This window comes from Bacillus sp. BPN334 (assembly GCF_008368885.1).
GTDB lineage: Bacteria > Bacillota > Bacilli > Bacillales > Bacillaceae_G > Bacillus_A > Bacillus_A wiedmannii.
Genome location: NZ_QOZW01000012.1, coordinates 115,067 through 128,477, shown reverse-complemented (window position 1 = coordinate 128,477; position 13,411 = coordinate 115,067). Strand labels below are relative to the sequence as shown.

12 protein-coding genes are annotated in these 13,411 nt (G+C 35.7%); 7 read left to right on the top strand and 5 right to left on the bottom strand.

Annotation, left to right across the window (positions count from 1 at the left end):
- Positions 1-121 precede the first annotated feature (121 nt).
- Positions 122-1,555 carry an alanine/glycine:cation symporter family protein gene (locus DN393_RS18425; RefSeq protein WP_064476250.1) on the bottom strand — a complete coding sequence of 478 codons (1,434 nt, stop codon included), beginning with the start codon at positions 1,553-1,555 and terminating at the stop codon, positions 122-124.
- Between the two features lie 409 nt (positions 1,556-1,964).
- Here DN393_RS18425 and DN393_RS18420 point away from each other — a divergent pair, with 409 nt between their 5' ends.
- The 7 genes from DN393_RS18420 to nprB all read left to right on the top strand — a co-directional run bounded on the left by DN393_RS18420 (position 1,965) and on the right by nprB (position 7,984).
- On the top strand, positions 1,965-2,462 hold the full coding sequence (locus DN393_RS18420; protein WP_001026069.1) for a cation:proton antiporter regulatory subunit: 498 nt from the start codon (positions 1,965-1,967) through the stop codon (positions 2,460-2,462).
- Entirely contained in the window at positions 2,463-3,662 is a 1,200-nt protein-coding gene (locus tag DN393_RS18415; protein WP_064476251.1) for a cation:proton antiporter, read from the top strand.
- A gap of 79 nt (positions 3,663-3,741) precedes the next feature.
- The gene (uptA, locus tag DN393_RS18410) at positions 3,742-4,335 is read left to right on the top strand and encodes an undecaprenyl phosphate transporter UptA (protein ID WP_000900214.1); all 594 of its coding nucleotides are present in this window, start codon (positions 3,742-3,744) and stop codon (positions 4,333-4,335) included.
- A gap of 137 nt (positions 4,336-4,472) precedes the next feature.
- Positions 4,473-4,907: a DUF3920 family protein gene (locus tag DN393_RS18405; RefSeq protein WP_000422829.1), complete on the top strand. Its 435-nt coding sequence runs from the start codon at positions 4,473-4,475 to the stop codon at positions 4,905-4,907.
- A gap of 112 nt (positions 4,908-5,019) precedes the next feature.
- The gene (locus tag DN393_RS18400; RefSeq protein ID WP_000845460.1) at positions 5,020-5,430 is read left to right on the top strand and encodes a MarR family winged helix-turn-helix transcriptional regulator; all 411 of its coding nucleotides are present in this window, start codon (positions 5,020-5,022) and stop codon (positions 5,428-5,430) included.
- A 51-nt stretch (positions 5,431-5,481) separates the two neighbouring features.
- Positions 5,482-6,177, top strand: coding sequence for a pirin family protein (locus DN393_RS18395; RefSeq protein ID WP_064476252.1), 696 nt, complete (start codon positions 5,482-5,484; stop codon positions 6,175-6,177).
- A 157-nt stretch (positions 6,178-6,334) separates the two neighbouring features.
- Complete coding sequence (nprB, locus tag DN393_RS18390; RefSeq protein WP_064476331.1) at positions 6,335-7,984, top strand: neutral protease NprB; 1,650 nt, start codon at positions 6,335-6,337, stop codon at positions 7,982-7,984.
- 42 nt (positions 7,985-8,026) lie between these two features.
- Here the strand turns inward: nprB and DN393_RS18385 are convergent, their stop codons facing one another.
- From DN393_RS18385 to DN393_RS18370, 4 genes are all read right to left on the bottom strand, one after another.
- Positions 8,027-8,344 (bottom strand): metal-sulfur cluster assembly factor, encoded by a 318-nt coding sequence (locus DN393_RS18385; protein ID WP_149173748.1) that lies wholly within the window; start codon positions 8,342-8,344, stop codon positions 8,027-8,029.
- A 117-nt stretch (positions 8,345-8,461) separates the two neighbouring features.
- A complete protein-coding gene (locus tag DN393_RS18380; protein WP_064476253.1) occupies positions 8,462-10,153 on the bottom strand; it encodes a methyl-accepting chemotaxis protein in 1,692 nt (563 codons plus the stop codon).
- 225 nt (positions 10,154-10,378) lie between these two features.
- Entirely contained in the window at positions 10,379-12,073 is a 1,695-nt protein-coding gene (locus DN393_RS18375) for a methyl-accepting chemotaxis protein (protein ID WP_064476254.1), read from the bottom strand.
- 412 nt (positions 12,074-12,485) lie between these two features.
- Entirely contained in the window at positions 12,486-13,304 is an 819-nt protein-coding gene (locus tag DN393_RS18370) for a class I SAM-dependent methyltransferase (protein ID WP_001072278.1), read from the bottom strand.
- Positions 13,305-13,411 lie beyond the last annotated feature (107 nt).

Genomic DNA, 13,411 nt, shown 5'->3' with positions numbered 1-13,411 from the left:
TGGAGTAATAGGGATTTTGTTTGATATATAGCTCTTGTTCTAAAAGAGCCGCTTTGGCTTTTAGATGTTATCCAGCTCTGGTGACCGATTGTTCTGAGCAAGTCACCAGAGCTTTTAATTGTTATACAGCCTTTTGCTTCTCTTCTATATCCTGTCCATCCCAGCACTCTGTATTCTGTAAACCAGGGATAGAACTTGCAATGAAGACAGGATCTTTTCCTTGTTTCTTTTGCTTTATATAGTCTACTAAGGCTGCGTATGCAAACTTGCTAAGGAATGAGATGGCAATTAAGTTTGTGAATACCATTAGTCCCATAAAGAAATCAGCTAAACTCCAAACCGTTTGAAGGGCAGCGATAGATCCGAAGAACACCATTCCGACAACTGCAACACGATAAATCAGTAACCATGTTTTGCTTTCTTTAATGAATGCGATGTTTGTTTCACCATAATAGTAGTTTCCTAGTAAAGAACTGAAAGCGAATAGGAAAATAATAATCGCTAAGAAAGTGCTTGCCCACGGTCCAATTTGTGAACTTAATGCTCGTTGTGTTAATTCAATACCTTCTAAAGTCGATCCTTTGTAAAGTCCAGAACATAATACGATAAACGCTGTTGATGTACATACTAAGAATGTATCTACGAAAACACCTAATGCTTGAACAAGTCCTTGTTTTACAGGGTGAGATACATCTGATGTTGCTGCTGCGTTAGGGGAGCTACCCATACCTGCTTCTGTCGCGAATAAACCGCGCTGAATTCCGAATTTGATTGCTGCTCCAATACCACCAGCGATAGCTTGGTCTAAACCGAATGCGCTGTTAAATATTTCTGTAAAAATGCTTGGTAACATATTGAAGTTGTTAATTACGACAAAAATAGCCACACCGATATAAATGATCGCCATTGGAGGGACAATCATTTCTGTAATACGTGAAATGCTCTTGATACCACCAAAAATAATAACTGCAACTAATAAAGCTAATAGAGCTCCTACGATCGTTCGCTCTAGTCCAAAAGCATTTTCAAACGCTATTGTTACTGTATTTGCTTGTACAGAATTGAAAATTAATCCGTACGCAACTGTAATAAGAAGTGAAAACCAAACACCCATCCAGCGTTTGTTTAATCCTTTTTCCATGTAATATGCTGGTCCACCACGGAACCTGCTTCCATCTTTTACTTTATAAATTTGCGCGAGCGTACATTCTACGAAACTAGTAGCTGCTCCAAGGATAGCGATAAACCACATCCAAAATATTGCGCCGGGTCCACCCATTGAAATGGCTAATGCTACACCAGCTAAGTTTCCGATACCGATACGTGCCGCTGCACTTAAGCAAAATGCTTGGAATGGAGAGATGCTATCTTTCTTTTTTTCTTTTCGATTAAACCCTTTACTAATTAAACTGACCATCTCACCGAAATGAGTAATTTGGACGAATTTTAATTTGAAAGAGAAATAAAGACCGAAGCCGATTAGCATTGCAATAAGAATATATGACCATAAAATATTATTCGTTACCTCAAGGAATCTGCTAAAGATATCAACCATATAATACACTTCCTTTTTTCCGTAATAAGAAAATTATATGCAAAAAATATACGAGAATCAATTTTTCTAAAAAATTATGTTACATAAACGTATTTTGTGTTATGATTATGTTACATCGTAATATTTTTAGAATTATTTACATTTTAAAAAACTAAATTTAAAACGAGAAAGAGGGGATAATTTGAAAGAAGAATCTTTATTGAATATAAGCCTTAAGAGTTTGAAAATGAGAAGTAATATATTTTTTATCATTACATCTTTAAGTATCTTTTTAGGAGCCACTTATTATTACAATAAAAGATTTCCAAGTCATAGGTATCCTGAATGGTTAGAATTTCTAAAATTGATTGGATGAACAAAAGACAGAAAAACAGAAAATTAAAATAAAGAAGTTATGGAGGAGCTAAATATGAATATTAGAGAAAGTGAACTTCCGGGTATTGGTTATAAGTTTCAAATCGTTACGAAAGGTAACGAAAAGATGGTGATTGTCATTCATGATGATGGGCGTAGAGAAATGTATCATTTTGATTCAGATCATGAAGAAAGTATCTCAAGTATTTCATTACGTGACTCAGAGGCGAGACAAATTGCAGCAATATTAGGTGGAATGGTATACAAACCTAGAGCATTAGAAAATGTTGAGATGGTCTTTGAAGGTTTAGCAATTGAGTGGTTTAAAGTGGAGAATGCAGCTCCGGCAATCGGAAAAACAATTGGCGACCTTGAAATAAGAAAAACATATAGCGTAACGATTATTGCAGTTATGAAAAAGAATATGAAAAAGCTGTTCAATCCAGGACCAGAAACGGTAATTGAAGAAGGCGATATGCTTGTAGTTTCAGGTGAGAGAGAAGAAATTAAAAAAATTATTAATGAGTTACTTTCGAATAGGGGGACTGACTAGATGGATACGTTAATTTTTGAAGTTGGTACAGCTTTAGTTTTAGTAGCAATTGCGGCGGTAATTGCTGGAAAGTTTAAATTCTCAGTAATTCCTTTTCTAATTGTTCTTGGAATGTTAGTAGGACCGCATGCACCGACAATAGGTGTTATTGATCTCAAATTTATTGAAAGTGCGAGTGTAATTTCCTTCCTTGGACGGATTGGCGTTCTGTTCCTTCTGTTCTACCTAGGACTAGAGTTTTCGATGAAAAAACTAATTAAATCTGGACGTTCCATTGCGATTGGCGGAACAATCTATATTTTAATTAACTTTTCACTTGGATTATTATACGGGTTTATAATGGGATTCCCTTTACTAGAAATCTTAATTATTGCGGGTATTATTACGATTTCTTCTAGTGCTATCGTTGCTAAAGTGTTAGTGGATTTAAGAAGAACTGGTAATAATGAAACCGAATTAATTTTAGGAATTATTATGTTTGAAGATATATTCCTTGCTGTATATTTATCAGTTGTCTCTGGTTTAGTTCTAGGGGATCATGCTTCCTTCCTAGGTGCTCTTACTTCAATTGGGATTGCTTTAGGATACATGCTTCTATTCTTTATTGTAGCTAGAAAAGCGACGCCGTTATTAAATAAATTGCTCAATATTAGTTCGGATGAAATTTTCATTATTGTAGTATTTGCTTCTTTATTCTTTATTGCAGGTTTCTCGGAAACAATTCACGTTGCTGAAGCAATTGGAGCACTTCTCTTAGGATTAGTTTTCTCTGAGACAGAGCATAGTGACAGAATTGAGCATCTCGTTGTTCCATTTAGAGACTTTTTCGGAGCTATTTTCTTCTTCAGTTTCGGATTAAGCATTGATCCGTTTTCATTAGGCGGAGCGATATGGTTAACGTTAGGTGCTGTCCTTCTTACAATCATCGGAAACTTTGTTGCAGGAATGATTGCAGGGCGACAAGCTGGATTATCTCATAAAGCGTCAACAAATATTGGATTAACAATCGTTTCAAGAGGAGAATTCTCCATCATTATGGCCAATATCGGCATCGCCGGTGGTTTAATGTCAGTCTTGAAACCATTCTCGGCACTATACGTGCTTATACTATCCATCTTAGGTCCACTTCTGACGAAAGAGTCAAAGAATGTATATAAATTTTTAAATAGAATCTTTAAGTGGGATACGAAGACTAACTAATTTTTAAAAATAAAAGTACAAGATATTTACTGCTTGTACTTTTATTTTTTGCAATGAAAACAGTAAAGAGAGGTACATGATGTTAGGAGAGTTGATTCATTCTGTTTTAGTTTTTCTAGAAGGACTTGGTTATTGGGGAATTATGCTTGGATTGATGTTAGAGGTTATTCCGAGTGAAATCGTATTGTCTTATGCAGGTTATTTAGTATCAACAGGAAGCATTACGTTTTGGGGCGCTGTCGCGTTCGGTACAATTGGTGGTGTAATCGCACAACTATTCATTTATTGGATCGGTCGGTACGGAGGAAGACCCGTCCTTGAGCGATATGGAAAATATATTTTAATTCAAAAGAAACATATTGATTATGCTGAAGATTGGTTTAATCGTTACGGAACTGGTGTTATTTTTACAGCGCGTTTTATTCCTGTTGTGCGTCATGCTATTTCGATACCAGCGGGTATTGCGAAAATGTCACATGCTAAGTTTATTACGCTAACTACATTAGCTGTTATTCCATGGTCAATTGTATTTGTATATTTAGGTTTTAAATTAGGAACAGAGTGGGAAAGTATTAATAAAGTAGCTGGGCCATATGTGAAATACTTTGCACTTGCAGCTATTGTTTGTGCAATTGGTTACTTTGTATTAAAAAAAATGATGAAAAAAAAGTGATTACGTAAAAAGAATCTATGCTGACATAGATTCTTTTTTTATTGTCATTTTTCGAAAGGGGAAAGAGTAGGTTTAATATTTTACATATTGTGGCATACATATAGGAAAAGGGAGTTTGGAAAGGGGATTATAGAGAAATGGAACTCCAGTTTCAAAATGTATATCAACAAGTTGAGAATTGGTATGTGTTGGATTCGGAGCTTCCTTGGGATGTCAAAAGGCTTAGAGATGATTTGTTTTCACTGATTGAAGTATGTAAAACACCAGTTGTTTTTTGTGATACGTGTGATGCGAATCATGTGCTTCTATCATTAGGAGAAGAAGAAGAGGAATTCTTATTCCCAGTAGGTGGTTTTTATCATAAAGAAAAACAATTAATTTTTGTTTGTATGTGGGAAGAGTACGAGCAGGTGCTCAAAACACTACTGCATGAGTTTCGTCATGCGATGCAGCATAAGAGAGAAGTATTGTATGTTGGAAGTGAAGTGTACGAAGATAGATGGATTGAGAAAGATGCGAGAAAGTTCGCGGAGAGGAAGTTAGATGAATATAAAAATAGAAAGTTAATGTAAAGCATAGTGGAGAAATGGCACTGTGCTTTCTTTATTGATTACTAAAAGTAAGTGATTGACTTTTATGAAGTTTAGTTCTAAACTAATGGTATGAAATGAGCGAGGTGATAGAATGAAGACAGAAGATAGACTCGGATTACTATTATGGTTTCGTTTATCACGTTTTTATAACAAAAGTATTCGTGAGACGAATCAGCATTTGAAAGAATGGAATGTATCTGCCGCTCAGTTTGATGTGCTAGCTCAAGTTGGAGGACATAATCGTCTAACGCAGCAAGAGCTCGGAAATAAACTATTTGTTACGAAGGGAAATATCACGCAGCTATTAAATAAAATGGAGCAGCTGGAGTGGATTCATCGTGAACAAGAAGGTACTACAAAATATATTTCGTTAACAGAAAAGGGAAAAGCTTTATATGAAGAAATCGTCCCGCCTCAAGAAACGTTCCAAGCGGAGCAGTTTCAAAATTTAAATGTAGAAGAACAACATCAATTATTACAATTACTAAAAAAATTACAGTGAGAAAAATTTTTAAAATAAATCTTGAATTCGAGATAATATGAGGTGAAGGATATGTTTAGAAAAGTTGATCATAAAAATATGGGAAGAGCAAATCACGGTTGGTTAAATACACATTTTCATTTTTCCTTTGCGAATTACTATAACCCGAATAACATGAACTTTGGAGCATTGCGTGTAATTAATGATGACCTAGTAGCGGCACAAACTGGTTTTGATATGCATCCGCACCGCGATATGGAAATCATTTCGTACGTTGTAGATGGTGCTTTAACACATGAGGATAGCATGGGGAATCGCGGAACAATTGAGCGAGGACATGTTCAATATATGAGTGCTGGCACAGGTGTATTTCATAGCGAGCATAATTTAGGAAATGAAACACTACGTTTATTACAAATTTGGATTTTACCAGATCGTGCGGATCATAAACCAAACTATGGTGAGTTTACATTTGATTGGAGCAAGCGTGAAAATGAATGGTTCCATATGGTATCTCCAGTAGAAGGAGAGGCACCAATTCGTATTCACCAAGATGCGAATTTATATTCTTTATCGTTAGATGCTGGAAAAGAAATTCATTTCCCGGTGCAAGAAGGCCGTCAATTGTACCTTGTACAAATTGAAGGGAGTAGTGTAATAAATGGTGAAAATCTTGTTATGCGTGATGCAGCAGAAGCAGTAGAAGATATTCATATTGAAGCGAAAGAGCAATCACACTATTTAGCAATCGAATTGAAAAGACAATAGAACGTTTATGGAAAAGAGGACATCGAATTGATGTCCTCTTTTTTTGAGTGGAATTGTCAGAAAAAAACTTTCTCAATATTTAGAAAAAGGTATTAGCCCGAAAAATAAGAATTGTATAAAAGTGTCAAAAATCTTTATGGGAATGGGGAATGTTATAGTGAAAAAGCAAGTCATTTCATCAGCATTAGCGTTAACTGTTATAGCCGGGGGATTTGGAACATTTGGAGCAACGACAACGAAAGCAGAAGAACAAAAAATTCAATATCATCAAGAATTTAAAACACCTGCATACATAGGTGAAGAATGGAAAGCACCAGAAGGACTAGATAAAAAAGAGACGGTCTTTCAATATTTAGAGAGTAAGAAAGATATGTTTAAATTAGCAGGAAATATTGATAAACACTTCAATGTCGTTGGGGAGGAAAAAGATGCTGAATCTGGTACGACACATGTGAAGTTAGTTGAAAAACATAATAATATTCCTGTGTATGGTTCAGATCAGACTGTTACACTAGATAAAGAAAATAATGTAAAAGCATTCTTCGGACAAGTTATTCCGAATTTAGAGGATAAAAATATTCCTGCGTTTGCAAATATTAGTGCAGAGCAAGCTGAAACGATTGCAAAGGCAGATATTGAAAAAGAAGTTGGTAAAGTAAAGAATTATGACGGTGTGAAAAAAGATTTATTTGTGTATGAAAAAGATGGGAAGTACTATCTTGCATACTTAGTTAAAGCATCGATTTCAAAACCAGCTCCAGGATACTGGCATTATTTTGTTGATGCAACGAATGGAAATGTGATTGAGAAATATAACGCTGTAGATCACATTACAGGATTTGGTTACGGAGTATTAGGCGATAGACAATCATTTGAAATTGCTCAAGATGAGAAAACAGGAGCGTTCAACTTGTTTGATGGTAAACGAGGACAAGGTGTTCATACATTTGATGCAGAAAATATGGATGAAAACTTGTTTAACTTATTCTCACAATGGCTTGGATACACAGGAGAAGAAGTTGAGAGTAAATCTAAGTTCTTCGAAGATAAAGCAGCGGTTGATGCGCATGTAAATGCAGGAAAAGTATATGATTACTACAAAAAGACATTTAATCGTAACTCTTTCGATGATAAAGGTGCGAAGCTTATTTCTACTGTTCACGTCGGAGAAAGCTGGAATAACGCAGCTTGGAACGGTGTACAAATGATGTATGGTGATGGAGACGGTACGACGTTTATTCCATTATCTGCTGGATTAGATGTTATCGGTCATGAATTAACGCATGCTGTAACTGAACATACAGCAAACCTTGTTTATAAAAATGAGTCAGGTGCGTTAAATGAATCGTTATCTGATATTATGGGTGTCATGGTTGAGAAGAAGAGCTGGGATTTAGGTGCTGACATTTATACACCTGGAAAACCTGGTGATGCACTTCGTTCTCTGAAAGATCCAGCATCTATTCCAAATCCATTAAAACCAGGTGAAGGTTACCCAGATCATTACAATAAACGCTACACTGGAACAGCTGATAATGGCGGCGTTCATATTAACAGTAGTATTAACAATAAAGCTGCATATTTAGTATCTGATGGCGGAGAGCATTACGGTGTGAAAGTAACTGGAGTAGGCCGTGAAGCGACAGAAAAAATTTATTACCGTGCTCTTACGAAATACTTAACTGCAAACTCTGACTTTAAGATGATGCGTCAAGCTGCTCTGCAGTCAGCTGAAGATTTATATGGTAAAAACTCTAAAGCTGTACAAGCTGTAACGAAAGCTTATGATGCAGTAGGCGTAAAATAATAAGAGAAAAAGACCTGACTAGGATGTCAGGTCTTTCTTTATTTAATCGCGAATACCTAATGCGATTTTCGCCATACGTGACATGCGTTCTTTAGACCAGGGCGGATTCCAAACGACATTTACTTCTATTTCATTGACTTCAGGTACGTTCGTTGATAATACTTTTTTTAAGTCTGATACAATTTGCCCAGCCATTGGACAACCAATAGAAGTCATCGTCATCGTAATGACAGCATTATTATTTTCATCTGCTGTAACGTCATAAACTAATCCAAGATTAACAATATCAACACCTAGTTCAGGATCAATAACAGCTTCTAAGTTTGCATATAACTTTTCTTCAAATGCTTGTTGTGACATGTGTAGCACCCCCTACATATTAATGATATCGGTTCTCATTATAACGGATATATATATATAATGCAGGGAATGAGCTCAAAAAAATATTCCTCTTGAAAGAGGAATATTTTTTGAAAGCTATTCAGTTTTGAAATGAGATACGAGTTGATCTAATTCTTCAACTGTTTGTTTCATTTGTTTAGCAGTTTGTGTCATCTCATTCATTGTAGTGACTTTTTTCTCAGCAGATTGTGCTGTTGCCGCTGTTTCACTAGACACTTCAGTCGAAATAGAAGCGATGTTATTCAGTGAAGCGTTCATTTCTTCAGCGCTTGCAGCCATTTCTTCAGCAGTTGCTGAGATGTCTTGCATTTGAGTAGATACTTTATTTACTTGTTCCACAATCGTTGTGAAAGAATTGCCAGCTTCACGAATGACATGAATGCCTTCAAATGCTTCAGAACGGCCTTGTGACATCATCGAACTAGCAGTTTCAGTGTCTTGTTGAATTTGATGTAGTAATTGGTTAATATCCGTTGCCGCTGTTTTAGATTGTTCAGCAAGTTTTCGAACTTCGTCAGCTACGACAGCGAAACCTTTTCCTTGTTCGCCAGCACGAGCTGCTTCGATAGATGCATTTAAAGCAAGTAAGTTTGTTTGTTCTGCGATATTAGAAATAGATTGTACAGCTGTATCAATATATTTCGTGTGGGTGATTAGACGTTCGACCACTTCTGACGTAGCATTTACCGCGTCGTGTATCGTTGTCATTTGTGAAACGGATTTTTGAATAACAGTACTTCCATCATTAGCTTGTTCCGATGTAGTTACAGCAAGTTCAGTTACAGATGAAGCTGATTCAGCAATACGCTGAACGCTTACTGCCATATCATCCATTGCAGTTGAGCTTTCTTCCATGCTAGCAGTTTGCGATTGAATACTTGCATTTAAGCTAGACATCGTGCTTTGAACTTTTATTGTTGCCTCACGTGATATATTCGTCTTTTCTAGCATATTTTCAGAAGCATTTTGTACTTCCACGGATGTTTTTTGAACACGATTGATGATATGTTGTAGGTTTTCTAACATTTTATTAAATGATGTTGCAATCGTACCAATTTCATCGTTACTATTTACTTGTAGGCGGGCTGTTAAGTCACCTTCTTGAGATGATAATTCTTTTAGTTTACTATCGATTTGTTGAATTGGTTTTACAAGTTTACCAGAGAACCACCATGCAAGAATCATAGCTACGATAATACAAATAACAAGTGATAAGAAGACAACATATTCAATTTGTAGTGAAGATTGATCAATTTTTTTGATAGATTGATCACGTAACTTAGCTTGTTCATTACTGTAATTTGTGAAGTCACCAATTACTTTATAAACAGTACCATTTTCTGCATAAGCTACTTGTAAAGCCTCTTCCCACTTTTGTTCTTTTGCAAGAGTGAAAACTTTTTCTTCAATAAATTTTCTCCAAGTCGATCCTGATTCCATTGTATTTTTCATGGACTGAGAAACATTTGGATTAGAAAGAAGTTTATCTTTTGAATCCTCCAGACGTTTACTCATCTCATTAAACTTGTCTAATTCGACTTGATCATGTTGTAATAAATAACCTCTTAAAGCAGAAAGTTGTACTTGATAAGCATCTCCACGTTCTTTCAATTCTGTTGCCAAAGGGGAAATTTCTTTTTGTAATGCTTGAGCTTGACGAGATTGATCAATAGTAAAAAATAAAATAAAAGCTAAGGCAATGCCAAATAAAGCGCAAATCGTTCCCATCATAAACATTAGTTTTTTTCGAATGCTAATAAAATTCATATGATAAAAAGCCTCCTCTGTGAAATCTTAGTATTAGAATTAATTGATGTAAAAAATTGAAAGAAAGCTTTACTCCTTCTGGAATAAAGCTTTCTTCTTTCCTTTAGGAATTATAGCAGACGGAATGAGAGATAGAAAGAGATATTTTAAAGTAAAAAAAGAGAGATTGTAAATCCCTCTTTTTAATAGTTTGTAGGTCCTAGAAGTATAAATGAAAGTTTCGCTTTAAACGTTTGTTTTGAAATGAGAAACGAGAACTTCAAGTTCTTGTACAGTCGTTTTCATTTCAGAAGCTTTTTTAGCAACGACACTCATTTTGTTTACTTGGTCACCAGCCGAAGTTGCTGTTTGTGATGTTTCGGCGGCAACTTCATTTGAAATAGAAGCGATGTTATTTAAAGCTGCATTCATTTCTTCTGAACTTGCGGCCATTTCTTCAGCAGTTGCAGACATTTCTTGTATTTGTGTAGAGACTTTGTTAATGTGGTTAACAATTTCCGAGAATGAAGATCCAGCGGTACGAATGACTGTAATTCCTTCCGAAGCCTCTGACTGACCTTGTGTCATCATTTCATTTGCTATTTTTGTGTCAGCTTGAATTTGATGAAGTAAATGGTTAATGTCAGTTGCTGCTAGCTGAGATTGTTCAGCAAGTTTTCGTACTTCATCGGCAACAACGGCGAATCCTTTTCCATGTTCGCCAGCACGAGCTGCTTCAATTGAAGCATTTAAAGCGAGTAAATTCGTTTGTTCCGCGATATTAGAAATGGATTGAAGTGCAGTATCAATATGATTCGTATGTGTAATGAGTCGCTCTACTACTTGTGATGTAGCGTTAACAGCTTCGTTAATTGTATGCATTTGTGTAATAGATTTCTCAATGACTTTATTCCCACTATCTGCTTTTTCTGAAGTTGTAACAGCTAGGCTAGCAACAGAGGAGGCAGATTCTGCAATACGCTGAACACTCGTTGTCATATCGTCCATTGCAGTTGAACTTTCTTCGATACTTGAAACTTGTGAACGAATATTATACGCAAGAGCATTCATAGTTTCTTCGGTTTTGGCTGTATTCTCCATAGAAGCAGTGGTTTCGATAAACACATTTTCAGACGCTTCTTTTACACTTGTTGATGTTTGTTGCACTTGTTTTATGATACGTTGTAAGTTAGCGAGCATTTGATTAAAGGAATTGGCGATATCACCAATTTCATCTTTACTCGTTACGTGTAATCTAGCAGTTAAATCGCCATCTTGAGAGGCTAATTCTTTTAATTTCTCATCAATTTGTCGTATCGGTTTAACGAGTTTACCAGAGAACCACCATGCTAATAAAATAGATGTTAACGTACATGTAATAAGAGAGAAGAAAATAATATATTGAATAAGAGATGAAGAAGACTCTACGTCAGCAATTAATGCGTCACGTTTATCATTTTCTTCATTTGCATATTTAGTAAAACGGCTTAAAAGATCGTTTACATAATCGGTTTGAGCTAAAGCGATTTTGGATGCTTCGTCCCATTTTCCTTCGCGAGCGAGAGGGAGGGCTTCATTATCTATGACGCTTCGCCATTTTGCTCCCATTAAAATCGCTTCTTTCATTCCTTCTGGGAGTTTTTTATCACTTGTTACTTTCTCTCTAGTATCAGCAAGTTTTTTTCCTTCTCGGTTGAATTTATCCAATCCTTTTTGATCATGTGACAGTAAATATTCTTGTAAACCGGCAACTTGTGCTTGGAACCAATCACCACGTTCTTTTAAAATTGTTGCTCGTTTAGATACATCATTTTTTAACGTTTCAATTTCGCTTGCTTGGTTCATAGCGAATGAAAGAATAACAATAAGAGCAATACTAAATAAAGAAGAAATGCTTAAGAGTGTGAACAGTAGTTTTTTGCGAATACTAACATATTTCATCGTTATCCCTACCTTTAAAAACTATTTATTATGATTTATAAATATTAAGAACGACATTAATAAAAACACCATTATGAAGTTATTAATCTGTTCAATGAAAATTATAGCAGATAATGGAAGATGGCAGATTGATAAGAGGAAATGTTCTTAAAATGTATACATTTGTATATCAAAAAATTCATAAATAAAAATGAGAAATGCTATTGTAATTTGAAATAACATCATGTATACTTCTAATTAGTTGATAACGATTATCAGTATCAACTACGAACATTACTCTTCGTTATGTTGGTCATACCCCTTTTTGACGACGTAAGTCAGAGACGAAATGTTGAAATATCTTGTGTCCTATTCTACAGAATTATGGTAATCTCCAACCTCAACTTATATGCGTGAGCATGCAAAAAGGATCCTATCCGTGAAGGGATCCTTTTTTGCATGCTGTCGCAATTAATGTATATAGACCTGGTATATGTTCTTCAATTCCTTCCGGTGCAGTAGGAGGGAAGACCCACCTTTGATGAGACCCGTGTTCTTCAATTAGTTTTTCAACTTTAAAATGTTCTTGTGCAAGTGTTGTAATAATTTCTCCTAGCGTCCAGCGACGGATGGTTGTTTTAGGCAATGATTCTTTCTGCGCTTCTGTAAGAAGGATGCTATAAGCCACATCATCTTCAATCAATTCTTCATCGAAATAATTTCCATTGGCCCGAAATGATGGGTGGTCTACTCCTAATAATTTCGTGTAAACAGGATGATAGTCACGAAGGATAAGCGTTCCATCTCCTTTAAGCATGGTAGCAATTTTTTGAAAGAGCGGTTTTAAATCTAGAAAGTAATGGAGTACACCAAGTTCCAGTAATACGATATCAAATGATTCGGAGAGCTGCACATTTAGTACATCAGAAACGACATACTGGATAGAGACACCTGCTGCTTCCGCAAGTTCATTTGCATATTTTGCATTACTTGCTGAAATATCAACAACTGTTACATCAGCGCCTAAAAGAGCGAGAGCAACGGCTTTATTTCCTTTTGACCCGAGTAAGTTAATAATACGTTTTCCTTTTGGAGATTGTATGTAAGGTAAATAGTGTTCTACTTCGCGCACGGGATCTTTCATAAGCTTTTTTGCATAATCGGCTGGTGCCCCGTGGCGATTCGTCCAAGCTTCATAAGCAGCTGCATTCCAGCTTTTTTCATTACGCGTGCTTAGTTGTTTTTGATTCAATCGTATCACTCCTTTTGTGAACGTATATTTATTCTGCGGGAGAAGGGAATTTCCTTTTTTTTTTGAATTTAAGTTTGATTTTTCTGCAATTAAGTCGTAAAATACGT